Source organism: Actinomyces sp. (assembly GCF_030524025.1).
GTDB lineage: Bacteria > Actinomycetota > Actinomycetes > Actinomycetales > Actinomycetaceae > Actinomyces.
On sequence record NZ_JAUNHI010000006.1, the window covers coordinates 1 to 24,600 of the forward strand.

At 70.2% G+C, this 24,600-nt stretch carries 22 protein-coding genes and 1 pseudogene; 20 read left to right on the forward strand and 3 right to left on the reverse strand.

Going from position 1 to position 24,600, the window contains the following annotated elements; all coding sequences use genetic code 11:
• Positions 1-267 precede the first annotated feature (267 nt).
• The 4 genes from Q4C85_RS03940 (at position 268) to Q4C85_RS03955 (ending at position 4,139) form a co-directional block, all read left to right on the forward strand.
• Positions 268-1,299, forward strand: coding sequence for a siderophore ABC transporter substrate-binding protein (locus Q4C85_RS03940; protein ID WP_303139795.1), 1,032 nt, complete (start codon positions 268-270; stop codon positions 1,297-1,299).
• A 70-nt stretch (positions 1,300-1,369) separates the two neighbouring features.
• Positions 1,370-2,374: an ABC transporter permease gene (locus Q4C85_RS03945; RefSeq protein WP_303139796.1), complete on the forward strand. Its 1,005-nt coding sequence runs from the start codon at positions 1,370-1,372 to the stop codon at positions 2,372-2,374.
• A complete protein-coding gene (locus Q4C85_RS03950) occupies positions 2,371-3,390 on the forward strand; it encodes an iron chelate uptake ABC transporter family permease subunit (protein ID WP_303139799.1) in 1,020 nt (339 codons plus the stop codon). Before Q4C85_RS03945 ends, Q4C85_RS03950 begins: the two co-directional genes overlap by 4 nt.
• Positions 3,387-4,139, forward strand: a complete 753-nt coding sequence (locus tag Q4C85_RS03955; RefSeq protein ID WP_303139801.1) for an ABC transporter ATP-binding protein — start codon at positions 3,387-3,389, stop codon at positions 4,137-4,139. Before Q4C85_RS03950 ends, Q4C85_RS03955 begins: the two co-directional genes overlap by 4 nt.
• Before the next feature lie 89 nt (positions 4,140-4,228).
• Here the strand turns inward: Q4C85_RS03955 and tkt are convergent, their stop codons facing one another.
• Positions 4,229-6,328 carry a transketolase gene (gene tkt / locus Q4C85_RS03960; protein WP_303139804.1) on the reverse strand — a complete coding sequence of 700 codons (2,100 nt, stop codon included), beginning with the start codon at positions 6,326-6,328 and terminating at the stop codon, positions 4,229-4,231.
• A 117-nt stretch (positions 6,329-6,445) separates the two neighbouring features.
• Positions 6,446-7,189, reverse strand: a complete 744-nt coding sequence (locus tag Q4C85_RS03965; RefSeq protein ID WP_303139807.1) for a DeoR/GlpR family DNA-binding transcription regulator — start codon at positions 7,187-7,189, stop codon at positions 6,446-6,448.
• Positions 7,190-7,601: 412 nt separating this feature from the next.
• On the opposite strand from Q4C85_RS03965, the gene Q4C85_RS03970 reads away from it, so the two are divergent.
• From Q4C85_RS03970 to Q4C85_RS04010, 11 genes and pseudogenes are all read left to right on the forward strand, one after another.
• The gene (locus tag Q4C85_RS03970) at positions 7,602-8,636 is read left to right on the forward strand and encodes a substrate-binding domain-containing protein (protein ID WP_303139809.1); all 1,035 of its coding nucleotides are present in this window, start codon (positions 7,602-7,604) and stop codon (positions 8,634-8,636) included.
• 62 nt (positions 8,637-8,698) lie between these two features.
• Positions 8,699-10,210 (forward strand): sugar ABC transporter ATP-binding protein, encoded by a 1,512-nt coding sequence (locus Q4C85_RS03975; protein WP_303139811.1) that lies wholly within the window; start codon positions 8,699-8,701, stop codon positions 10,208-10,210.
• The gene (locus Q4C85_RS03980) at positions 10,207-11,256 is read left to right on the forward strand and encodes an ABC transporter permease (RefSeq protein WP_303139813.1); all 1,050 of its coding nucleotides are present in this window, start codon (positions 10,207-10,209) and stop codon (positions 11,254-11,256) included. Before Q4C85_RS03975 ends, Q4C85_RS03980 begins: the two co-directional genes overlap by 4 nt.
• On the forward strand, positions 11,253-12,341 hold the full coding sequence (locus Q4C85_RS03985) for an ABC transporter permease (RefSeq protein ID WP_303139815.1): 1,089 nt from the start codon (positions 11,253-11,255) through the stop codon (positions 12,339-12,341). Before Q4C85_RS03980 ends, Q4C85_RS03985 begins: the two co-directional genes overlap by 4 nt.
• On the forward strand, positions 12,338-13,339 hold the full coding sequence (locus tag Q4C85_RS03990) for a dihydroxyacetone kinase subunit DhaK (protein ID WP_303139817.1): 1,002 nt from the start codon (positions 12,338-12,340) through the stop codon (positions 13,337-13,339). The genes Q4C85_RS03985 and Q4C85_RS03990 overlap by 4 nt, the downstream gene beginning before the upstream one ends.
• 5 nt (positions 13,340-13,344) lie before the next feature.
• A complete protein-coding gene (locus Q4C85_RS03995; protein ID WP_303139820.1) occupies positions 13,345-13,995 on the forward strand; it encodes a DAK2 domain-containing protein in 651 nt (216 codons plus the stop codon).
• 295 nt (positions 13,996-14,290) lie between these two features.
• A pseudogene (locus Q4C85_RS11740) lies at positions 14,291-14,446 on the forward strand (hypothetical protein); the annotation flags it as partial.
• 85 nt (positions 14,447-14,531) lie between these two features.
• Complete coding sequence (locus tag Q4C85_RS04000; protein ID WP_368501405.1) at positions 14,532-15,455, forward strand: PTS transporter subunit IIC; 924 nt, start codon at positions 14,532-14,534, stop codon at positions 15,453-15,455.
• Entirely contained in the window at positions 15,386-15,691 is a 306-nt protein-coding gene (locus Q4C85_RS04005; RefSeq protein WP_303139821.1) for a hypothetical protein, read from the forward strand. Before Q4C85_RS04000 ends, Q4C85_RS04005 begins: the two co-directional genes overlap by 70 nt.
• A gap of 59 nt (positions 15,692-15,750) precedes the next feature.
• Positions 15,751-16,026, forward strand: a complete 276-nt coding sequence (locus Q4C85_RS11745) for a class II aldolase/adducin family protein (RefSeq protein ID WP_368501407.1) — start codon at positions 15,751-15,753, stop codon at positions 16,024-16,026.
• Positions 15,959-16,489, forward strand: coding sequence for a dihydroxyacetone kinase subunit L (locus Q4C85_RS04010; RefSeq protein WP_303139980.1), 531 nt, complete (start codon positions 15,959-15,961; stop codon positions 16,487-16,489). The genes Q4C85_RS11745 and Q4C85_RS04010 overlap by 68 nt, the downstream gene beginning before the upstream one ends.
• Before the next feature lie 61 nt (positions 16,490-16,550).
• Here the strand turns inward: Q4C85_RS04010 and Q4C85_RS04015 are convergent, their stop codons facing one another.
• The gene (locus tag Q4C85_RS04015) at positions 16,551-17,567 is read right to left on the reverse strand and encodes a LacI family DNA-binding transcriptional regulator (protein WP_303139823.1); all 1,017 of its coding nucleotides are present in this window, start codon (positions 17,565-17,567) and stop codon (positions 16,551-16,553) included.
• Positions 17,568-17,774: 207 nt separating this feature from the next.
• Between Q4C85_RS04015 and Q4C85_RS04020 the strand changes: the two genes are divergently transcribed.
• From Q4C85_RS04020 to Q4C85_RS04040, 5 genes are all read left to right on the forward strand, one after another.
• Positions 17,775-19,025 carry a sugar ABC transporter substrate-binding protein gene (locus Q4C85_RS04020; protein ID WP_303139826.1) on the forward strand — a complete coding sequence of 417 codons (1,251 nt, stop codon included), beginning with the start codon at positions 17,775-17,777 and terminating at the stop codon, positions 19,023-19,025.
• 70 nt (positions 19,026-19,095) lie between these two features.
• Positions 19,096-20,010, forward strand: a complete 915-nt coding sequence (locus Q4C85_RS04025; RefSeq protein WP_303139828.1) for a sugar ABC transporter permease — start codon at positions 19,096-19,098, stop codon at positions 20,008-20,010.
• 3 nt (positions 20,011-20,013) lie between these two features.
• On the forward strand, positions 20,014-20,838 hold the full coding sequence (locus Q4C85_RS04030) for a carbohydrate ABC transporter permease (protein ID WP_303139830.1): 825 nt from the start codon (positions 20,014-20,016) through the stop codon (positions 20,836-20,838).
• Between the two features lie 143 nt (positions 20,839-20,981).
• A complete protein-coding gene (locus Q4C85_RS04035) occupies positions 20,982-22,982 on the forward strand; it encodes a TIM-barrel domain-containing protein (RefSeq protein ID WP_303139833.1) in 2,001 nt (666 codons plus the stop codon).
• Between the two features lie 549 nt (positions 22,983-23,531).
• Complete coding sequence (locus tag Q4C85_RS04040; RefSeq protein WP_303139835.1) at positions 23,532-24,563, forward strand: LacI family DNA-binding transcriptional regulator; 1,032 nt, start codon at positions 23,532-23,534, stop codon at positions 24,561-24,563.
• The last annotated feature ends 37 nt before the right edge of the window (positions 24,564-24,600 follow it).

Below are 24,600 nucleotides of genomic sequence, written 5' to 3' on the forward strand. Positions count from 1 at the left end.
GTCATATGTCCCGATCTCGAGGTGCCATATCTCCCGATCTCGGCGAGGGGGAGGGGCCCGGAGCCAACGATCGAGCCCCGTACCCGTGGCGCCCAGCCCGTGTTCCCCCCCCCTGGACCCACTCATCCAGCCGTGCCGGCGGGCCTTGCCCCGCATTCCGAAAGGATGTAGGTTCGTATTCGAGTAAGGTAAGCCTAGGCTACCTAACCGGCTCTGCTCGCCCGCACCACGTGGGAGGGCCCGTTCCTGATCCGAGAGAGGTCCGTCATGACTGTGTCCCGCAAGTCCTTCCTTGTCAGCGCGATGCTCGCGCCTGTCGGTGCGGCGCTTGCCGCCTGCGGCTCGTCGGATTCAAACGGGTCCGGGTCCTCGGCCACCCCCTCAGGCTCGACGGTGGCCGGCACGGGAGCGGGAAGCGCGACCGTGGAGGACAACTACGGCAGCGTCGAGGTGGCGCTCCCGGTGGAGCGCGTCGCCACCACGGACAACCGCACCTTCGAGGTCCTGGCCGACTGGGGGGCGCCGGTGGTGGCCGTGCCCAAGCCTCTGGTGCCCTCGACCGTGACCGCCTTCAAGGGCGAGGACATCGTCGACCTGGGATCGCACAATGAGCCCGACCTCGAGGCCCTCGTCGCGGCCGAGCCCGACCTCATCATCGCCGGCCAGCGCTTCTCGCAGTTCTACGAGGACATGAAGAGCCTCAACCCCGACACCCCCATCATCGACCTCGAGCCGCGAGAGGGGCAGCCCCTCGACTCCGAGCTCGCCCGCCAGGTCACCGCCCTGGGCGCGGTCTTCGGCAAGGAGGCGGAGGCCGAGACCCTCGTCGAAGGACTCAACACCTCGGTGTCCGAGGCCAAGGCCGCCTACGACGGCACGTCGACCGTCATGGCCGTCAATGTCTCGGGGGGTGAGATCGGTTACATCGCCCCCTCGGTGGGGCGCACCTTCGGCCCGGTCTTCGACCTGCTCGGGCTCGAGCCTTCTCTGACGGTGACCGGAGCCTCGTCCACCCACGAGGGCGACGACATCTCCGTCGAGGCGATCGCCGAGTCCAACCCGGACTGGATCCTCGTGCTCGACCGGGACGGGGCGGTCAGCGCTGACGAGGAGGGCTACACCCCGGCCCAGGAGGTCATCTCCGGCAACGCAGCGCTCCAGAACGTGAGCGCCGTGTCGAACGGTCGGATCATCTACGCCCCCCAGGACACCTACACCAACGAGTCGATCATCACCTACACGGAGATCTTCGACCTCATCACCGAGGCCTTCACCTCCGGGAAGGGCAACGCCCAGTGACCCACCGGCGTTCCTGCCCCCAGTGGGCTCACCGCCCACCACGGGTGGACCGTTGAGCGATCGCACCGCCATGACGCCTGCGACGCCGGCCTCGACGACCCGCCGCCCGTCCACCGTCCCGGCCCGGAGCCGGCCCCAGGGGCTCTCCCTTCTCATCGGGGTCCTCGCGGTCGCCGCACTGCTTGTCGCCAGCCTCCTGACCGGGGAGTACTCGATCCTGTCCCACGGTGACGGCGCGCAGATGTTCCTCAACGTGCGCGTTCCGCGCACGGTCGCCCTGCTCCTGTCCGGCACGGCCATGGCGATGTCGGGCCTGGTCATGCAGCGCATCACCCAGAACCGTTTCGTCGAGCCCACGACGACCGGCACCACCGAGTGGGCGGGCCTCGGGCTTATCGTCGTCATGTCCCTGGCGCCCCGGTCGACCGTGCTCGAGCGGATGGTGGTCGCGGTGCTCTTCGCCTTCCTGGGGACGATGGTCTTCTTCCTGTTCCTGCGCAGGGTCTCGCTGCGCTCCTCCCTCCTGGTGCCGATCGTGGGGATCATGCTCGGCGCGGTGGTCAGCGCCGCCTCGACCTTCTACGCCCTGAGGACCGACATGCTCCAGTCCCTGGGGGTCTGGTTCCAGGGCAGCTTCACCTCGGTGTACCGGGGCCAGTACGAGGTGCTGTGGCTCGTGCTGCTCGTCGTCATCGGAGTGGCCCTCTACGCCGACCGGCTCACCGTTGCCGGCCTGGGGGAGGACATGGCCACGAGCATCGGTCTGGACTACCGCAGGACGGTCCTGGTCGGGACGGGGATGATCGCGGTGGCCACCGGGGTGGTCACGGTCGTCGTGGGCTCGCTGCCCTTCCTCGGCCTCATCGTCCCCAACCTGGTCTCCCGGTGGCGGGGGGACGACCTGCGCTCCAACCTGCCATGGGTGTGCGTCGCCGGGGCGGGCCTGGTCACCGCCTGCGACCTCGTGGCGCGGGTCATCATCTCGCCCTTCGAGGTACCGGTGGCCGTCGTGCTCGGTCTGCTGGGCGCCACCGTCTTCGTCGTGCTCATCGCGCGCAGCTCTGAGGCCGCATGACCGCCGTCGCTCAGCCCCGCTCGGCAGGTGCCTTCGCCTCGGTCCGCTCACGACGGCGGTGGTGGCTGATCTACCTGTCGGTCACCCTGGCCGCTCTGGGGTGCGCCATCGGCCTGCTCGCCTGGGACAATCCCATGGAGCCCGGTTCCCGGGGCTTCTGGCTCATCGCCGCCCGGCGTCTGGACGCGGTGGTCGCCATGGCGCTGGTGGCCGTGTCTCAAGCCATGGCCACGGTCGCCTTCCAGACCGTGGCGGGCAACCGCATCGTGACCCCCTCGCTCCTGGGCTTCGAGTCGCTCTACCGCGCCATCCACACCACGACCGTCTTCCTGTTCGGCATCTCCGGCCTGGCTGCCGCCAGGACGCTCGAGGTCTTCGCGCTCCAGCTGGTCATCATGGTCTGCCTGTCGCTGGTCCTGTACGCCTGGCTGCTGACGAGCCGGCGGGCGAGCATGCACGCGCTGCTACTGATCGGCATCGTCGTCGGGGCGGGACTGGGCAGCGTGTCCACCTTCATGCAACGGCTCATGACCCCCAGCGAGTTCGACGTGCTCGCGGCCCGGCTCTTCGGCTCGGTGAGCAACGCCGACCGGGACTACTACCCGATCGCCGTGCCGCTGGTCGTGGCCGTCGCCCTGGCCCTGTACGCCGGGTCGCGCTACCTCAACGTCCTGGCCTTGGGCCGACAGGTCTCGACCAGCCTGGGCATGGAGCACCGACGGGCCACGGTCCTCGTGCTCGTGGCCGTCTCCCTGCTCATGGCGGGCTCGACGGCGCTCGTGGGGCCGATGACCTTCCTCGGCTTCCTCGTGGCCACCATCGCCTACCAGCTGTGCGAGACCCACGACCACCGCTTCATCCTGCCGATGGCGGTCAGCCTAGCCTTCCTGACCCTGACGGGCGCCTACCTGCTCATGAAGCACGTGTTCTACGCCGAGGGCATCGTCTCGGTCATCATCGAGCTGGTCGGGGGCTCGGCATTCCTCCTCATCATCCTGCGGAAGGGGCGCCTGTGATCGAGCTCAGCGCCGTGACGAAGGTCTACAGCCCGGAGGTGGTCATCGGCCCGGTCGACCTGGTCATCCCCGAGGGAGGGATCACCGCCCTCGTCGGGCCCAACGGGGCCGGCAAGTCAACCCTGCTCATGATGATCGGCAGGCTGCTCGGCATCGACGAGGGGGCCATCCGCGTCGCGGGCCTCGACGTGTCGCGCACCCGCTCGGCCGATCTGGCCAGGGTCGTCTCGATCCTCAGGCAGGACAACCATGTCGTCACCCGGCTGACCGTGCGCCAGCTCGTGGGCCTCGGACGATTCCCCTACAGCAGGGGGCGCCTGAGGGCCGGTGATGAGGAGGTCGTCTCGCGCTGCATCGACTTCCTGGGGCTGGAAGAGCTGGAGCACCGCTACCTCGACCAGCTCTCCGGGGGCCAGCGCCAGCGCGCCTACGTGGCGATGGTGCTGTGCCAGGAGACCGACTACGTCCTGCTCGACGAGCCCCTCAACAACCTCGACATCGCCCGGGCGGTCGAGATGATGAACCATCTCGAGCGGGCCGCCGAGGACCTGGGGCGCACGATCCTCATCGTGCTCCACGACATCAACGTCGCCGCCCGCTACGCCGACCGCATCTGCACGGTCAAGGACGGCAGAATCCTCCACTGCGGCCCGCCCGATGAGATCATGCGCGACGAGGTGCTCACCGAGGTCTTCGGCACCCCGATCGAGGTCATCGACGGCCCGCGCGGCCCGCTGGCCTGCTTCTAAGCCCCGGAGCCCGAGCCTCGAGCCCGGGGCTGTCGACGCCGGGCCCGGCCGGGGTGGTCGACGCCCGGGCCGGCCCCGGTGGCCCGGACTCAGCCCTGGGCGGCCAGGGCTGAGCGGGCCCGGGCGGCGACGTTGTCGGCGGTGAAGCCGTGCTGGTCGAACAGGTAGGTCCCCGGGGCTGAAGCCCCGAAGCCCTCGATCGAGATGATCTCGCCGCGCTCGCCGACGATCTCGCGCCACCCCAGGGCGATCCCGGCCTCGACAGAGACCCGGGCCGAGCCGGCGGGCAGGACCGAGGCGCGGTAGTCCTCGTCCTGCTCGGCGAACCACTCCAGGCAGGGCGCTGAGACGACGCGGGTGGCGGTGCCCTCGGCCTGGAGGATCTCGCGGGCCGCCACCGCCACGGCCACCTCCGAGCCTGTGGCCACGATCGTGACCGCCGGGGCGGTGGGCGCCGAGTCGGGGCCGGTGGCCTCGAGCAGGACGTAGGCGCCGCGGGCCACGCCCTCGGCGGCGGCCTCGGCCGAGGCCAGGACCGGCAGGTTCTGGCGCGACAGGATGAGGCCGGCGGGGTGGTGGCGCCGGCGCAGGACCGCGGCCCAGGCGGCGGCCGTCTCGTTGGCGTCGGCGGGCCGCACGATGTCGAGGCCGGGGATGGCGCGCAGGGCGGCCAGGTGCTCGATCGGCTGGTGGGTGGGGCCGTCCTCGCCGACACCGATGGAGTCGTGGCTCCACACGAAGGTGGTCGGGATCCCCATGAGTGCCGCCAGGCGCACGGCCGGCCGCATGTAGTCGGCGAAGACGAGGAAGGTGCCCCCGTAGGCGCGGGTCAGGCCGTCGAGCACGATGCCGTTGAGGATCGAGCCCATGGCGTGCTCGCGGACCCCGAAGTGGAGGGTGCGCCCGGCCGGGCCGTCGGCCTCCGAGCGGGCCAGCTCGGAGGGCAGGAAGGAGCCCTGGCCGTCCATGGTGGTGTTGTTCGAGCCGGCCAGGTCGGCCGATCCGCCCCACAGCTCGGGGACGACGGGCGCCAGGGCGGACAGCACCTTGCCCGAGGCTGAGCGGGTGGCCAGGGACTCCCCGACCTCCCAGCGGGGCAGGGCCTCGTCCAGGCCCTCGGGCAGCCGGCCGGCCTGGAGGCGGTCGAGCAGGGCGGCCCGCTCGGGGTTGGCGGCCCGCCACGCCTCGAAGCGGGCCTCCCACTGCTTGCGGGCGGCCGCGGCGCGCCGGGCGGCCTGGGTGCGGGTGTGCTCGAGGACGCCGTCGGTGGCGAAGCGGGCCTCGGGGTCCAGGCCGAGGGCTCGCTTGAGGCCGGCGAGCTCCTCGGCACCCAGCTTGGCGCCGTGGCTGGAGGCCTGGCCCTGCTTGGTGGGGGCGGGCCAGGCGATGATGGTGCGCAGGCGGATGAGTGTGGGCCGGGAGGTCTCGGCCCGGGCCTGGACGAGCGCCTCGTGGAGGGCCCCCAGGTCCTCGTGGTACTGCCCCCCGGCCGTCCAGTCGACCTCGAGGACCTGCCAGCCGTAGGCCTCGAAGCGTGCCGAGGGGTCCTCGTCGAAGGCGATGTCCGTGTCGCCCTCGATGGAGATGTCGTTGTCGTCGTATATGGCGATGAGGTTGCCCAGGCGCTGGGTGCCGGCCAGGGAGGCGGCCTCGGAGGCCACGCCCTCTTGCATGCAGCCGTCGCCGGCGATCGTGTAGACGTAGTGGTCGAAGACGGACTCGCCGGCGGCGGCCTCGGGGTCGAGCAGCGCCTGCTCGTGGCGCGCCGCCATGGCCATGCCCACGGCGTTGGCGAACCCAGCCCCCAGCGGGCCGGTGGTCGTCTCCACCCCGGGGGTGTGCCCGAACTCGGGGTGGCCGGGGGTCAGGGAGCCCGCCTGCCGCAGCGCCTCGAGGTCGCTGACCTCCAGCCCGTAGCCAGCCATGACGAGCTGGACGTACTGGAGGAGGGAGGCGTGCCCGGCCGAGAGCACGAAACGGTCGCGGCCCAGCCACTGGGGGTCGGCGGGGTCGCCGGTCATCTCGTGCTGGTATAGCAGGTAGGCGGCCGGAGCCAGGGAGATCGCCGTGCCCGGGTGGCCGGAGCCGGCGGTCTCGACGGCGTCGGCGGCCAGGGCCTTGGCAACCCTGATCGCCTTGAGGTCGGTGTCGGACAGTGCGAGCTGGTCGGAGAGCTGCTCGGAGGACATGGCGGGCTCCTTCGGGTGGACTGGTGTGCGGGTGGGCGGCGTTGCGCGGGGCCGGGCCGGCGGGCGTGTCGCGGCGACGGTACCGCAGGCCGCTGTCCGGCGCCCCTTCGGTCCGCGCTAGCCGGAGGCGACCTCGGCGCGGATGAGCGGGATCGGGTAGGAGGCTGCCTTGATGGGGGTCAGGAGGGAGTCGGTGATCCCGGCGGTGAAGTCCTCGATGCCGAGGATCTTGTACATGGCCGGGCGTCCGAACTTCGTGGAGTCGGCCACGAAGAAGGCCTCCGAGGCGATCGAGCGGATCTTGCGGACAATCTCCAGGGCGTAGGCGCTGTTGCCGTAAATGCCGTCCTCGAGCACCGAGCTCGCCCCGAAGACCGCGACGTTGACCCGGATCTGGTTGAGCTGCTCGACGGCGGTGGGGCCCCACATGTGGCTGCGGTTGGGCAACAGCTCGCCGCCGATGAACACGAGGTTGAGGGCCGGTTTGCGGAGGATCTCCAGGCCCACGAGCAGATCATGGGTGACCACAGTCACCTGCTGGCGGTCGAGGGCCCGCGCCGTCTCCAGGCAGGTCGAGCCCGAGTCGAGGAAGACGGTCTGCCCCTCGAGGATCCTCTCGGCCATCGCCGGCCCGATCGCCCGCTTCTCACGCATGTTCGATGTGTCGGTCAGCTCGGCCAGGTTGTCCCGGGGCGGGATCGCTCCGCCGTGGGTGCGGCGCAGCACGCCGGCCGCCGCGAGCTCCTCGAGGTCCCGCCGGATGGTCGAGACATTGACGTGCAGTCTCGTGGCCAGTGAGGTGACTGTCTCGAATCCTGAGTCCCGCACCAGCGAGACGATGTGATCATGCCGTTGCGTCATGGTCCTCGTGCCTTCGCTCCGGGTTCGCGCCTGGTCCGCACCTGGCTCGCGCGTGGTCTGCACCGGGTCCGTGGGCCCGTGGTCACCGGTGCCGGCGGCCATCGGTCGCGTTCAGCATAGGCCACGAGCGGCGCGCGTGCGCGATCTCGCGCACGCTGTGGTGGACGCCATAGTTCCAGGCGTTGTTGGCAGGTGATCTCGTGAAAATCAAGCAGTAGAGCGCATGGATGCGTGAACAGTGGGACGCACTGCGCGAAATCGCGCGCAAACATGCGTGTTTTCGCGCACGCATCTGTGGTTATAGTCCTCGGCATGGCGCCGCTCACACCGGCCCGCCGCGCGAGGAGGCACGGCGGGCCGGTGGTCATCGGGGCGTTCTTCCCCACACGGTCACAAAGGAGTGAGTTGAGACATGATTGCTCGGAGGAACATGCTGCTGGCCCTGTCGGCCGGCTCTGTGTCGGCGGTGCTGCTGAGCGCCTGCGGCACGGTCGGCGAGTCGGGGGGCTCGTCCAGTGCGGGCGCCGGCGACTCCAAGACGATGGTCACGGTCGTCAAGGTCAAAGGCATCGCCTGGTTCGACAGGATGGACGTGGGCGTCGTCGAGTGGGGCGAGGCCAACGGCTACGACACCCGCACCGAGGGCGGGGACGACAACTCCGCCGAGAAGCAGATCCAGATCATCCAGAACCTCATCGCCCAGAAGCCCGCCGCGATCACGGTGGTCCCCAACTCGCCGGAGGCCCTGTCCCAGGTCCTGTCCCAGGCCCGCTCCCAGGGGATCACGGTCGTGTCCCACGAGGCCACCGGCATCCAGAACGTCGACATCGACATCGAGGCCTTCGACAACAAGTCCTACGGCGAGGACATCATGAAGAACATCGGCGAGGCCACCGGGGGCACGGGCAAGTACGTCCAGTTCGTCGGCGGACTGACCGCCAAGACGCATATGGAGTGGGTCGAGGCCGCCTACAACTACCAGCTGGCCAACTTCCCCGACATGGAGCGCGTCGAGACGCCCATCGAGTCCACCGACAACGAGACCGCCGCCTACGAGAAGGCCAAGGAGGTCCTGGGCAAGTACCCCGACATCAAGGCCTTCCAGGGCTCGGCGGGCAACGACGTCCCCGGGATCGCCCGCGCCATCGAGGAGGCGGGTCTGACCGACCAGGTCGTCGTTATGGGCACCTGCATCCCCTCGGCCTCGATGAAGTACCTCGAGGCCGGCTCCATCGACAAGATCTTCTTCTGGGACCCGGCGCTGGCCGGCAAGGCCCAGCTCGAGATCGCCAAGATCCTCCACGACGGCGGCGAGATCACCGAGGGGACGGACCTGGGCATCGAGGGCTACACCTCGCTGACCAAGCTGGAGGGCTACGACAACGTCTGGGTCGGCGACGCCGCCATCGCGGCCGACCTCGCCGAGGCCAAGAAGTACGACTTCTGAGGCGGAGCCGGTGCTGGGGGCGTCAGCGTGCGCCCCCGGCACCGGGATCGAGGAACGAACCAATGAGAACGCAGGAATCACAAGGGCCCGAGCCCTTCCTCGCGGTTGAGGGGATCGTCAAACGGTTTGGCGGGGTGCTCGCCCTGGACGGGGTGTCGATGAGTGTGCGCGCCGGAGAGGTGCTGTGCCTGGCGGGGGAGAACGGCTGCGGCAAGTCGACCCTCATCAAGGTCATCTCCGGGGTTCACCGGCCCGACGCCGGCACGATCCGCGTCAACGGCAGGCCGCTGGAGGCCCTCGACCCGCTGACCGCCATGAAGGAGGGGATCCAGGTCATCTACCAGGACTTCTCCCTCTTCCCCAACCTGACCGTCGCCGAGAACATCGCCCTGACCTCCTCGGTGGCCCGTCGGCGCACCACCTACAACCCGGCCGCCAGCCGGGCCCGCGCCGCCGAGGTCGTCGAGCGCCTGGGCGTGTCCCTCCCGCTGGACGCCGACGTCCAGGACCTGTCCGTGGCCGACAAGCAGCTGACTGCCATCTGCCGCGCCCTGGCCAATGACGCCCGGCTGCTCATCATGGATGAGCCGACCACGGCACTGACCCACCGCGAGGTCGAGCGCCTGTTCACCGTCGTCGACAAGCTGCGGGGCGACGGGGTCGCGCTCATCTTCGTGTCCCACAAGCTCGACGAGGTCTTGGCCATCGCCCAGCGCGTGACGATCATGCGCTCGGGGCGCAACGTCATCGACTCCGCCACCGAGGAGCTCGACGGCGCGCTCATCACCGAGTACATGACGGGGCGCTCCCTGGACCAGACCCGGCGGGTCTCCGACCTCGACCCGGGGGCGCCGACCGTCCTCGACGTCGAGGGCGTGTGCGCCGCCGGCGCCCTGGAGGACATCACCTTCCACGTCCGCCGGGGCGAGATCGTGGGGCTCACCGGCCTGCTGGGCTCGGGGCGGACCGAGGTCGCCGAGGTCCTCTTCGGGCTGCGGGCCCACGAGTCCGGCACGATCCGGGTCGACGGCGCCCAGGTGCGCATCCGCTCGATCTCCGACGCCATCGCGGCGGGCATCGGCTATGTGCCCGAGGACCGCCTCACCGAGGGGCTCTTCCTCGACAAGCCCATCGCCGACAACGTCATCGCCGCCTCCATCGACCAGCACACCTCGCGGGCGCGCACGCTCCTGCGGGGCCGGATCAAGCAGACCATCGCGACCTACTTCGCGGCCCTGCGCATCAAGGCCCCCGACGTCAACGCCCCGGTGCGCTCGCTGTCGGGGGGCAACGCTCAGCGGGTCGTCCTGGCCAAGTGGCTCGCCCGCGGACCCAAGGTCCTCATCCTCAACGGCCCGACCGTCGGGGTCGATGTCGGCTCGAAGTCGGAAATCCTCGACATCCTGCGCGAGCAGGCCGCCTCGGGGATGGGGGTCCTCATCATCTCCGACGACGCCCCCGAGCTGGCCTCGTGCTGCCACCGGGTCCTGGTCACCCACGGCGGGCGCCTGGCAGGCGAGCTCGTCGGCGACGCTGTCGAGACCGAGGAGATCAGGGAGATGGTGGTCGCATGAGCGCCCTGACGACGGCCCGCGCGCTGCGGCTCCTGGCCCACCTGCGGGGACGCAACAACGAGGGGGTGCTCGCGGCGATCCTCCTGGTCCTTGTCGTGGGCATGTCCCTGGTCAGCCCGGCCTTCTTCACCCTGTCGACTCTCTTCGCCGTCGTGCGATCCTCGATCGTCCCGATGCTCTTCGCCCTGGGCGTCATGATGGTCATCGTCTCGGGCGGCATCGACGTCTCCTTCGCCGCCATCGCGAGCTTCGCCTCCTACGCGGTCATCACCTACCAGCTCAAGGCCGGCACCGACCTGGGGCTCGCGGGCTCCTTCGCGGCGGCGGTGGTCATCGGCGCCCTCCTGGGCGCCGTCAACGGACTGGTCATCTCGAGGTTCCGCCTCAACACGCTCATCGTCACCCTGGGGACCCAAGGGGTGTTCATGGGGGTGCTCCTGGCCTACATCGGCTCGCGGTACGTCGCCACGTTGCCCGAGGGCATGGCTGGGGCCTCGACGACCAACATCGTCAGCGTGACCACCTCCACCGGGTCGGCCCATCTCCACGTCATGGTCATCCCGGTGCTCGTCCTCATCGCCGCGGTGGCCTGGCTCATGAACCGCACGATGTTCGGGCGCTCGATCTACGCCATCGGGGGCGACGTCGAGGCCGCCCGGCGCGCGGGGATCAAGGTCGAGCGCACCCAGATGCTCGTCTACGTCCTCGTCGGCGTCATCGCGGCGCTGGCCGGGACGATCTACATGATCATGGGCCGCTCGGCCAGTCCGCAGGAGCTCGTCGGCGACGAGCTCGACATCATCGCGGCGGTCGTCCTCGGCGGCGCCTCGATCTTCGGGGGGCGCGGCTCGGTGCGGGGCACCGTCATCGGCGTCCTGCTCATCCAGATCATCAACAACAGCCTCATCCTCGTCGGGGTCCCCAGCGCCTGGCAGCGCACGGCGGTCGGCGTGCTCCTCGTGGCCGGGGTCGGCCTCCAGGCCGTCTCGGCCCGCCGCAACGCCAGGGCCTCGGCGGTGCTCGACGAAGGAGGGACGAGCGCATGAGCCCTACCCAGTCACTGCGCGAGGCCAACGACCGCCTCGACATCCAGGTGCGCACGCTCCTGGCCCGGATCGGGGCCAACCGGTCGGTGGGCAGGATGCTTCTGGTCGTGCTGGCCGCCTTCACCGTGTTCGCGCTGCTGCGGCCCGGGGTCTTCCTCACCGGACTCAACCTGCAGAACATGGCGTTGGCCGTCCCCGAGATCGGCCTGCTGGCGGTGGCCATGATGATCGCCATGCTCACCGGCGGCATCGACCTGTCGCTCGTGTCGATCGCCAACCTGACCGCCATCACGATCTCCTCGACCTACTCGATGCTCGCCGCCCAGGACCCCGCCCGGGCCGAGCAGGCCGGGCCGGGCCTGGTCCTGCTCGGACTGTGCGTGGGCCTGGCCGCCGGCGCCGTCAACGGGCTGCTCATCGCCCACCTCGGCATCACCCCGATCCTGGCCACCCTGGGCACGATGCAGATCTTCAACGGCCTGGCGGTCGTGTGGACCGGGGGCAAGACCCTCTACGGCTCGCCCGCCTCGCTGACCGCCTTCGGGCAGACGGCGATCGCCGGGGTGCCCATGCTGTTCATCGTGCTCGTCGTCGTCACCCTCGGGGTCGGCTTCATCCTGACCCGCACCCCGCTCGGCCTGAGCCTGGAGCTCCAGGGCGCCAACCCCGAGGCCGCCCGCTTCTCGGGGATCCGGTCGCGCCGGCTGCTCATGCGCAGCTACGTGCTGACCGGCCTGCTGGGCGCCGTGGCCGGCGTCGTCTTCCTGGCCCGCAACCCCACGGCCTCGGCCGACTACGGCGCCAGCTACACGCTGCTGGTCATCGTCATCGCCGTGCTCGGCGGCACCAACCCCGCCGGCGGCTACGCCACCGTCACCGGCGTCTTTCTGGCCTCGATGGTCCTGCAGATCGTCCAGTCAGGCTTCACCGCGATGAGGCTGTCCACCTTCCAGTACTCCATCGCCCAGGGCGTCATCCTCATCACCGTCATGGTCATCGACCAGGTCGACTGGAAGACGCTGCTTACCCGCCACCGCAGGACGGCGCAGGTGCCGTCCGCCCACCCTCAGGAGAATCCGCAATGAAGAAGATCATCAACGACCCCGAGAACTTCGTCGACGAGATGGTCGAGGGCATCGTCCTGGCCCACCCCGACCTCGTCAAGACCCCGGGCGAGGACCCCCGCGTCCTCGTGCGCGCCGATGCCCCCGTCGCCGGCCGGGTCGGCATCGTCACCGGCGGCGGCTCGGGCCACCTGCCGCTGTTCAAGGGCTATGTCGGCCAGGGCCTGTGCTCGGGCGTGGCCATCGGCAACGTCTTCAGCTCGCCCTCGGTCCAGCAGGTCCTCGAGGCCACCCAGGCGGTCGACGGCGGCAAGGGGGTGCTCTTCCTCTACGGCAACTACGGCGGCGACGTGTTCAACTTCGACCTGGCCGCCGAGATGGCCGAGCTGGAGGACATCGAGGTGCGCACCGTCCTGGGGCGCGACGACGTCGCCTCCCAGCCCAAGGAGCGCAAGGCCGACCGCCGCGGCGTGGCGGGCATCTTCTTCGCCTACAAGACGGCCGGTGCCGCCGCGGAGCGGGGCGATGACCTGGCCGGCGTCGCCGAGGTCGCCGAGAGGACCATCGATCGGACCGCGACGATGGGGGTGGGCCTGTCCCCGACGATCCTGCCGACCACCGGGGCCCAGAGCTTCGACCTGCCCGACGGGCAGATGGAGATCGGCATCGGCATCCACGGCGAGCCCGGCATCCACCGCGGCGAGCTGCGCAGCGCCGATGAGATCGCCGACTCGATCCTGGACGCCGTGACCGCCGACCTCGAGCTGGCCGAGGGCGACCGGGTGGCCGTGCTCGTCAACGGCCTGGGGGCCACGCCACTCGAGGAGCTCTACGTCCTGTACCGCCGGGTGCACCAGCGCCTGAGCGACCAGGGGGTCGCGGTGGAGCGGAAGTACATCGGCGAGTACGCCACGAGCCTGGAGATGGCCGGGGCCTCGATCTCCCTGCTCAAGCTCGACGACGAGCTGCTCGAGCTCCTCGACGCCCCCGCCCGCTCGCCGTTCTTCCAGGAGGCCTGAGAACGATGAGGACACCAGAGCTCATTGACCAGGTCCGCGCCACCATGGTCCTGCTCATCGGCTCGGCCGACGAGCTGCGCGACCTCGATCAGGTCCTGGGCGACGGGGACCTGGGGATCACGATCTCCGCCGGCGCCCAGGCCGTCATCGACGTGCTCACCGACGCCGAGTCGATCCACGAGCCCAGCGAGATGGTCAAGGCCTGCGCCAAGGTCTTCGCCAACGCCAACCCCTCGACGATGGCTGCCCTCGTAGCCGGAGGGCTCCTGGCGGGGTCGAAGGCCTGGGCGGGGCGCGAGGACATCGACGTCGCGGCGGCCGCAGCCTTCCTCCAGGCCGCCGCCGACAACATCTCGCACCGCGGGAAGAGCCACGTGGGGGACAAGACCATCCTCGACGCGATGGTGCCCGCCGCCCAGGCCCTGGCCCAGTGCCCGCCCGGGCAGGACCCGCTCGAGGCCGCCATCGCCGCGGCCGCCGAGGCCGTGGTCTCGACCCGCGACCTGCAGTCCCGGCGCGGGCGCGCCTCGTGGCTGCAGGACCGCAGCATCGGCCTGCAGGACCCGGGCGCCACCGCCTTCCTGCGCGCCTTGGAGGCCTGGCGCGATGCCGCCTCTGGGACCACCGGGCCTCGAGCGGCGGTCGTTGGGGACTGAGCCCTTGGCCCGCTGCCCGCCATGAGGGGCGCCCACCATGCGGTGGGCGCCCCTTGTCGTCGTCCCCGGGCGCGAACAGATGCTCATCATGGGGAGTGGCCAACGGTGGGGCGCATGTCATAGCAGCGAATAACAGTGCTCGCAGGCCGTCCTATGGGGATTATCGTTGGACATATGCTCGTCAGGGCTCTGTTGGCATGGGGCTTGCGAGGCTAGCCTCGGGGGACACTCCGACGAGGGCCACCAGGGGCGCACAGTGGCGTCCTTCCCTCGTCGGAGGCGCGAGGAGGCACCCGTGCGTCGAGACCTGATCAGACGCGATCTCATCTGCCTGGACTGGCACGTCCAGGACCAGAGCGAGTTCTTCGACCGCATGGTCGAGGTGCTCCTGGCCGGGGGCTACGTCCGGGAGACCTTCCGACAGGCCCTGGGCCGGCGCGAGAGCACCTACCCCACCGCCCTACCGACCGCCCCCGAGGCGGTCGCCATCCCGCACTCCGACGCCGATCATCATCATCGCCGGGCTCATCGTCCGCATGAAGGTCAGGGACGCGGTCTCGGCCGGGATCACCCTGGGCGTGGCCTTCTCCGGGATGACGATGCTCATCAGCTACATGACCGGGGCAATCACCCCGGCCGCGCAGGCCATGTCGGAGACCGTCGGCGTCGACCTGCCGATCACCGACGGCGGCTGGACCACGATGTCGACCATCTCCTGGTCCTGGCCCTACGCCTTCCTCATGTTCCCGCTGGTCATCGGGATCAACATCCTCCTCATCGTCTTCAAGCGCACGGAGACTTTCAACGCCGACCTGTGGAACGTCTGGGGCAAGATCTTCACGGCCGTCGCGGTCTACTCGATCACCTCCTCGGTGTGGGCGGCCTTCGCCGTCGCCGCCGTCCAGGTGGTCTTCGAGCTCAAGACCGCCGACTTCCACCAGCACCGCGTCGAGACGATGACGGGCATCCCCGGGGTGACCATCACCCACCGCATGGTCTTCCTGGCGGCCCCGATGTACCCGATCGGCTGGCTGCTGCGCAAGATCCCGGGCCTGGACCGCTCCTTCAACGCGGCCGACCTGCGCGCCAAGGTGGGGATCTTCGCCGAGAACCACATTCTCGGGTTCATCCTCGGGGTCCTCTTCGGCGTCCTGGCCCGCTTCGACGTCGCCGGCGCAAGCGCTTCAACGACCGTCAGCTCTATGTCGGACTGGACTGGCCCTTCCTCGGCGGCGCCAACGAGATCTGGCTCGCCGTCATCTGGAGGATCCCGGTCACCCTGGCCTTCGCCTTCGTCCTGCCCGGCAACGGGATCCTGCCCTTCGCGGGCATCATCAACATCTGCGTGGCCGTGGCCGCCTACTTCGCCTCCCAGGGCAACATCATCCGGATGCTCATCCAGTGCACGATCTTCGCGCCGGTCTTCCTGTGGGCGGGCACCGCGTTCGCCCCCTTCATGACCGACCTGGCCAACTCCACCAAGGCGGTCGACCTGGCCGAGGGCCAGCTCATCTCCAAGTCCTCGATCGACGCGCCGATCTTCACCTACGCCCTGTCCCACCTGCTCCAGATCATCGACGGCAACGTCGTGCCGCTGCTCATCTTCGTGGTCTGGAGGGCCTGCTTCGTCCTGTACTCGCGGGCGCTCATCAAGGAGCGGGACGAGGCGCGCGCCCAGGCGGCGGCCACCGACTGAGCGGCCCGACCAGCAGCCGCACGCTCAACCACCACCACGACACCGGGAGGCTCCAGCCCATGCTCGAACCACTGAAGAAAGACCTGTGCGAGATCGCCAAGCGTGCCCAGGACACGGGCCTGTGCAAGCACAAGTCGGGGAACTTCTCCATCCGCGACACCGACTCGGGGCTGATCGTCGTGTCCCCCACGGGACTCGACCGCGACCTCGCGACCCCCCGCGACGTCGTCGTCCATCGAGCTCGACCAGGTCAACGGCGACGGCGACCTGGGCATCTCGATGGACGACGGTTTCAGGGCCCTGGCCGACTGCCTGGCGGGCTCCGAGGAGACTGACCTCGGTCAGCTGCTGCGTGCCGGTGCGAAGGCCTTCAACGAGGCGGCACCGTCGTCCCTGGAGACCATCCTCAGCTTCGGGCTCATGGGGATGGCGCGCAGCCTGCGCGGCACACAGGAGGCCGACCTCGTGGCGGTCGCCGCGGCGCTGTGCGCCGGGGGCGAGGCCATCATGGCCCGGGCGGAGTCCAAGCCGGGGGACAAGACCATCCTCGACGCCCTCGTGCCCGGGGTCGAGGTCCTGGTCGACGGAGCCCCGGCCGCACGGGACGACCGGGAGGCCCGCTGGGAGCTGCTCGCGCGGGCGGCCGCCGCCGCGGCGCAGGGTTCGGAGTCGACGCGCGAGATGGAGGCGGTCCACGGCCGGGCGGCCTACTCCGCCGCGCGCTCCATCGGCGTCCTCGAAGGCGGCTCGGTCGTCGGACGGCTCATCTTCGAGGGGATCGCCCGCCGCACCGAGTGACAGGCGGGGCGGACCGCGAGATCGGGACATATGACACCGCGAGATCGCCGCATCCGGTCACTCAGCTCGCAAAGGACGCCGGAACGAGACTCTCCCCGGGACGGAAGACCGCCGGGACGAGGACGGGGCCGTCGGGGCGGGACGCCTGAGGGTCGAGCTGCTCGACGAGCAGCCGCACAGCCGTCGCGGCGACGGCGACGACGTCGGCGTCGAAGCCCGTGCACTCGACCGGGCTGTGCCGTGCCCGGCCTGATCCGCGGGCGGCGACGACCGAGACGTCGCGGCCGACAACGACGCCCCGGTGGTGCAGCACGTTGATGAGGTCGTCCGGCGAGACCCCCGGCGCGACGAGGAACGCCTCGGGGGCCGGACCGCGCGCGGTCAGCCCGTCGAGGGTGCGGGCCATCGCCGGGTAGCTGTGGGCCACCTCGACCACCTCGACCCCAGCGCCCAGCTGGTCGGCGGCCGCAAGGACGGCCGAGGTGAAGCGGTGGGTGAAGCCCATCGCAGCGACGCGGGCCGAGGCGGGGTTGAGCAGGACAATCCGCTCGTGCCCCCGCCCGGCCAGCAGCCCGAGGCCGCTGACCCCGGCCTCCTCGAAGTCGGTGTCGGTGGCGACGACGCCGTCGCAGTGGTCGGACAGGCCGATGAACACGCAGGGCATGCCCGACCCCCTGGCCAGCTCGACGCGCTCGTCATCGTGCAGGACATCCATGGCCAGGATCCCCTCGCACAGGGCGGAGCCCAGAAGACGCTCCATGCCCTCGATTCCCTCCTGGCCGCTGATGACGAGCAGCTCGTGGCCCCAGGCGCGCGCCGCCTCGGCCAGGGCCACGACGTAGCGGTACTGACCGGCGGTGTCGGTGTCCTCGTCGAAGGGCGCGACGAGGCCCAGGATCCCCGAGCGGTGGCTTTTGAGGGCACGGGCGCTGGCGTGGGGCCGGTAGCCGAGCTCGGTCATCGCCTCGCGCACCCGCTGCTCGGTCTCGGGGGCCACGGGGCGCTTGCCGCTCATGACGTAGGAGACCGTCGACTGGGAGACGCCCGCCAGACGCGCGACATCGCGGCTGGTGCTCATCGGTGCCATGGGTCCTCCACTCGGTCGGCCTGCCGACCACCCTTGCGCCTTTAGGTTCACCGCGATACATTTCGGATGTCGGGCGTCACGACGGGGTGGCGTCCACAACATACTCGACCTCCCCCGGGGAGGTCGCCACGCCGCGCGCATACGTATCCGCGAGGTGTGGCGCACCCGGAGGAGCTGGACAGAACTTGGAGAACGCAGATGACTCCCACGATCCCCACCACCCACTCCATGCTCGCCCGCCGTCGGGTCCTCCAGGCCACGGCCCTGACCGCACTGTCCCTGCCGCTGGCGGCCTGCGGCTCCTCGGGCGGCTCCTCGGGCGAGGTCACCTCCCTGACCGTCCTGGACTACTACGCCGACGAGCCGGACAAGACGGTCTTCCAGGAGGCGCTGGACGCCGCGGCCAAGAAGGTCGGTGTCACCATCACGCGCGAGTCGGTGGCCGGCACGAGCCTCATCCAGAAGGTCCTGCAGATGAGCTCGTCCAAGACCCTTCCCGACCTGCTCATGATCGACAACCCCGACCTCCAGCAGATCGCGGCCACCGGCGCACTGGCTCCGCTGAGCACCTTCGGCATCACCACGGAGGGCTTCATCGACGGCTTCGTCGGGGCGGGCACCTACGAGGACGAGCTCTACGGCATGGGTCCGTGCGCCAACACCCTGGGCCTCTACTACAACAAGGACCTTCTCGACGCCGCCGGCGTGACGGTCCCCACCACCTGGGACGAGCTCAAGGCCACCGCCAAGGCCCTGACCAAGGACGACGTCTACGGCGTCGCCTTCTGCGCCAAGGCCTCCTACGAGGGGTCCTGGCAGTTCCTGCCTTTCTTCTGGTCCGCCGGCGCCGACGAGACCGACATCGCCACCCCAGAGGCCGCCAGCGCCCTCCAGCTGTGGGTCGACCTGGTCAACGAGGGGTCGGCCTCCCAGTCCGTGCTCAACTGGGGGCAGGGCGACCTGGGGGAGCAGTTCACCTCCGGCAAGGCGGCCATGGTCGTCAACGGACCGTGGATGACGACCACCTTCAACGAGTCCGGCATCAACTGGGCAGTGGCCGAGATCCCGGTGCCGACGGCGGGCGCGACCGCCGTGTCCCCGCTGGGCGGCGAGCTGTGGACGGTGCCCCAGACCGGGGACGAGGCCCGCCAGAAGAAGGCCGCCGAGCTGCTGTCGGTGCTCCTGGGGGAGGACTCGATCCTCGATCTCAACACGACCCGCTTCACCATCCCCACCCGCGAAGCGGTCGACGCCGACTACCTCGCCGAGCTGCCCGACATGGAGCCCCTGGTCACCGCCGTCAACAACGGGCGGGCCCGCACCGCCAAGCTCGGTGAGGCCTGGCCCAAGACCGCCGAGGCGCTCTACAACGCCATGCAGTCCGCCCTGACCGGCAAGGCCGCCCCGCTCGAGGCGCTCCAGACCGCCAAGGCTGACTTCGTGTCCTGAGGCTGATGCGGCCGGGGCCGATGAGGCCCCGGCCGCACGCCCCGGACCGCATGTTCCCAAGGAGACGACGATGAAACCACCGCGCCCCAGCCCGGCGCGCCAGTGGACCCGCAGGCGGGAGGAGGCCTTCAGGTGGGCCTTCCTGGCCCCGGCGCTGTTCTTTCTGGCCCTGTACTTCGGCTACCCGATCGTCAAGAACGTGACGATGAGCGTGCAGGAGTACACGACCAAGACCTTCTTCACCGGCGAGGCCCCCTTCGTGGGGGTGGCCAACTACACGGCGGTCATCACCTCCTCGGTGTTCTCCACCGCGCTGCTCAACACCGTCTTGTTCACGGTCGGATCCATCGCCGGCCAGTTCACCATCGGGCTCGCCCTGGCCGTGTTCTTCAATCGGCACTTCCCCCTGGGCGGCGTGCTGCGCTCCCTCATCCTCCTGCCCTGGCTGCTGCCCATGATCGTGTCCAGCGCCATCTGGAAGTGGATGATGGACAAGGACTCGGGCGTCATCAACCAGCTCCTGGGGGTCGTGGGGATCGACGCCGTCCCGTGGCTGACAAGCACCGAGGTCGCCCTGGCCGCCGTCATCATGGTCAACATCTGGTTGGGCATCCCCTTCAACATGACCATCCTGTACTCCGGCCTGCAGGACATCCCCGACGAGCTCTACGAGGCGGCCGCCCTCGACGGCGCCGTGGGCTGGAAGGCCTTCAAGCACGTCACCTGGCCCCTCCTGCGGCCGGTGGTCTCGGTCGTGCTCATCCTCGGCGTCGTCTACACCCTCAAGGTCCTCGACATCATCCTGGGGCTGACCGAGGGCGGGCCCTCCAACGCCACGGAGACCCTGGCCACCCAGTCCTACAAGCTGTCCTTCTCCAACTTCGAGTTCGGGCAGGGGGCCGCCCTGGGCAACATCCTGGTCGTCATCGCGCTGGTCTTCGCCCTGGTCTACCTGCGGGTGTCCCGCGCGGGAAGGGAGGACTGAGCCGTGCCGACGGTCACCACCACGCGCAGGCCCTGGCGCTACACGGTCCTGGGCTGCCTGTTCCTGGCCTTCATGCTCTTCCCGGTCTACTGGATGGTCAACGCCTCCCTCCAGCCCGGCGTCTCGACCGCCGACCTCGACTGGTTCCCGGTGCGTCCCAGCCTCGACGGCTACCGGGCGGCCTTCGCCACCCAGGGGGCGAACCTGCTCACCAGCCTGGTCGTGTCCCTGGGCGCGGTCGTCGTCAGCCTGACGGTGGCGGCGCCTGCCGCCTACGCGCTCAGCCTCTACCGGGTGCGCGCGGCGGGGGCGGTCATGTTCGCCCTCCTGCTGTCGCAGATGATCCCCGGGATTGTCATCGCCAACGCCCTGTACAGCGCCTACAACGAGCTGGGGATCCTCAACACGACGATCGGGCTGGTCCTGGCGGACTCGGCCCTGGGCATCCCCTTCTCGATCCTCATCGTCCAGGCCTTCATGCGGGCGATCCCCGTCTCGGTGCTCGAGGCGGCCCGGGTCGACGGCGCAGGACGGCTGCGCACCTTCGTGTCGATCGTCCTGCCGCTGAGCAAGAACGCGATGATCACCGCCGCCCTGTTCAGCTTCCTGTTCGCCTGGAGCGACTTCCTGTTCGCCCTGACCCTGGCCTCCAACGGGGAGGCCCGGCCGGTCACCCTGGGCATCTACCTGTTCATCGGCGGCTTCGTCGCCGACTGGGGCTCGGTCATGGCGACGGCGACGATGGCCTCGCTGCCTGCGGGGATCTTGCTCATCGCGGCCCAGAAGTACGTGGCCGCCGGGGCGACCGGAGGCGCGGTCAAGGCATGACCGCCCAGGTGCGCGGCAGGAGCGGCGCGGGACGGGCCGCTCCTGCCGGGCGGCCCGTCCCGGCCGCCCTCGCCACGGCGCACCGGCACGCCGACACACCGACCGGCACACCGACCGACACTGACGATCCGAGGAGGATCTCCATGGAATTCGAAGTCATCGAGGGCGGGTTCGAGCTGCGGCACGCCCACGAGGTCCTGCGCGTCGAGCACTGGGGCGCCGACTCTGTGCGCGTGCGCGCGGCCGTCCACCGCATCCCCGAGCAGGACGCCGGCGCCCTCCAGGAGCGCCCCCAGGCGCCCGCCCCGCCCGCGGCCGAGCGCGGTGAGGACGGCGTCGTGCGCTACGTCGTCGGAGCGCTGACGGTGGAGGCCAGGCTGGACGCCGGCGACGGCAAGCCCGCCGTCATGCTGCGCTTCGTGCGCACCGCCGACGGCGCCGAGCTGCTCGCCGAGAAGCGCGAGCACTTCTGGTGGCCGGGCTCCCACGTCTTCTACGGCCAGCGCTCCGGCCTTTACGAGATCCACCAGCAGTTCGAGGCCTACGAGGGTGAGCGCATCTACGGGCTGGGGCAGCACCAGCACGGCCGGCTCGACCACAAGGGCCTCGTCGTCGACCTCATCCAGCGCAACTCGGAGGTCTCGATCCCCTTCTACCTGTCCAACCGTGGCTACGGCTTCCTGTGGAACAACCCGGCCGTGGGGCGCGTCGAGCTGGCCGACAACGCCACCCGCTGGGTGGCCGAGGCCGCCCCGGCCCTCGACTACTGGGTGACGGCCGGTGACACGCCCGCAGGCATCCTCGGCCGCTACGCCGACGCCGTGGGGCACGCACCCGTCCTGCCCGACTGGGCCTCGGGCTTCTGGCAGTGCAAGCTGCGCTACCTGGGGCAGGAGGAGATCCTCGATGTCGCCCGGGAGTATCGCCGTCGGGACCTGCCGCTGTCGGTCATCGTCTCGGACTTCTTCCACTGGACCGCCATGGGCGACTACCGCTTCGACCCCGAGGAGTACCCCGACCCCGCCGCCATGGTCGCCGAGCTGAAGGAGATGGGCGTGCGGCTCATGGTCTCGGTGTGGCCGACCGTCTCGCCGCTGTCGGAGAACTATGACGAGATGGTCTCCCGGGGCCTGCTCGTCGGGACCGACCAGGGCGTCGAGCTCCACCAGGACATCCACGACAAGAAGATGCCGCGCTCCCTGCCGGTGGCCTTCTACGACCCCAGCAACCCGCGCACGCGCCGCTTCGTGTGGGACACGGTCAAGAAGAACTACTTCGACCTGGGTGTGCGCGTGTGGTGGCTCGACGCCTGCGAGCCCGAGCTCAACCCCTGCCACCCCAAGAACCTGTCCTTCCACTCGGGTCCCGGGGCGGCAGTGGTCAACACCTACCCGCGGGACAATGCGCGTCTGTTCTTCGAGGGCAACCGTGAGACCGGCGAGCCCGGCACCGTCCTACTGTGCCGCTCGGCGTGGGCGGGGCAGGCGCAGTACGGGGCGGCGGTGTGGAGCGGGGACATCCCACCGACCTGGGAGTCCCTGGCCGTCCAGGTTCGTGCCGGCCTGAGCATCGCCATTGCCGGCATCCCGTGGTGGACCACCGACATCGGTGGTTTCCACGGCGGGGACCCCTCCGACGACGCCTACCGCGAGCTCTACGCCCGCTGGTTCGCCTACGGCGCCTTCTGCCCGCTCTTCCGGCTCCACGGTCACCGCGAGCCTCGGGGCGAGCTGGGGTCGCCGGCCAGCGGCGGACCCAACGAGGTGTGGAGCTACGGGGAGCGCTGTCTGGAGGTCTCGCGCGCCCACATGGAGCTGCGCGAGCGGCTGCGCCCCTACATCGGGCGGGTGATGGCCGAGGCCGCGGACACCGGGATGCCGCCGATGCGAGCCCTGTTCCTCCAGTTCCCGGAGGACCGGCGCGCCTGGGACGTTGACGACCAGTTCCTCCTGGGCCCCGACCTGCTCGTGGCCCCGGTCCTGTCCCCGGGGGTGACGAGCAGGGAGGTTTACCTGCCCGCCGGCGCGCGGTGGCGGGAGATCCACTCCGGGCGCACGTGGGAGGGGGGCCTGCACATCGAGGCCGACGCCCCTTACGAGTACATCCCCGTCTTCGTGCGCGAGGGGGCCGACGTCGGCCTGTGACCCCAGCCCCCGAGATCGGGACATATGGCACCTCGAGATCGGTAGATATGGCACCTCGAGATCGGGGAGGTGCCCCTGAGCTCGCCACATCTGGCATGACTGCTCGCCGGTCGTGCCAGATGCGGCGAGCTCGAGGTGCTGGTCCCACCGGTGGTCGACACACCGGCCGGGTTGCCGCCGTCGGCGCGTGCCCGACTGGCACACCCGAGGCCTCCACAGGCTCGCCATCCACGCCGAGCGCCGCACCCACCTCCATCCAAGCCCTCACCACCCTGGCCAGCACCATCACCAACACCCACCAGCTCATCGACTGAGCCCGGACCACCCACCCCTGGAACACCCAACCACACGACAACCCGACCCAACAGCGCAACCTCGAAGGCCCGATCTCCCGGGAGAGGCGGGCGGGCAGGCGGGGACGCGGGAGGGGTGGGGTCGAACAGTTCGATCTTCGCGCTGATTCGTTGACCCGGGGGCACCCGTCGCACATACTTGTCGAAACGCTTCGACGAAGCGTTTCGATCCAGGTTCGGCACGAGGAGGTGCGTCATGGCGACCATGCACGATGTCGCTCGCCACGCCCATGTCGCGGTCTCCACGGTCTCCTACGCCCTGTCGGGCAACCGGCCGGTGGCGCGTGAGACGGCCGAGCGCATCCGTCGTGCCATGGAGGAGCTCGACTACCAGCCCAACGCGATGGCTCGGGGCCTGGCCTCGCGCAGCTCGCGCACGCTGGCGATGACCTTCCCCAGCTTCGACACCGCCATGGGTGAGACGGTCTTCGAGATCATCCGGGGCGCCCAGAAGGGGGCCGCCGACGAGGGCTACCGCCTAGCCGTGTGGCCATTGGAGGACGAGCGTGCGGGCGAGGAGCTCGTCGCCCTGGTCCGTCAGGGGACGGTCGACGGCGTCCTCCTGGTCGAGGTCGGGGTCGTCGACCCTCGGGTCGAGGCCCTGTCGGCCGCGGGCCTGCCCTTCGTCATGATCGGACGCACCGCCGACCCCACGGGTCAGGCGTACATCGACATCGACGTCGAGCGCACCGTGGACGACGCCGTCGACGAGCTCCACCGCCTCGGGCACCGCCGCATCGCCTTCGTCGGACGTCCAGCGCTCCAGGAGGCGGCCAGCTACGGCCCGGCCGTGCGCGGCCACGAGGGCTACCTGCGGGCCGTGGCCGACCGGGGCCTGACCCCGATCGTGCGCGCCTGCGAGGCCAGTCCGGAGGCCGGCCGCAGCCTGGCACACGAGCTGTGGACCCCGCCCCAGGCCCCCACCGGAGTCGTCGTCATGAACGACCTGGCCGCCCTGGGGCTGCTCGCCGGGCTGCGAGACCGGGGGCTGGCGGTGCCCGACGACGTCTCGGTGGTCGGCGCCGTGTCCTCACCCACCCTGGGGGCCATGACTGTGCCGGCCCTGACCACGACGCACGCCCCAGGGGAGGAGATCGGCCGGGCCGCAGCCGCCGCCCTCATCGCCGTCCTGGGCAAGCGCGCCGACCCCGCCGACTTCCATGAGCTGATCGCCTGCTCCGTCGTCGACGGCCAGAGCCTGGGCCTCGCCCCGTCGCCGGCCGCCTGACCCGGCACAGCCGCACCCGCGCACCCCACGCACTGCC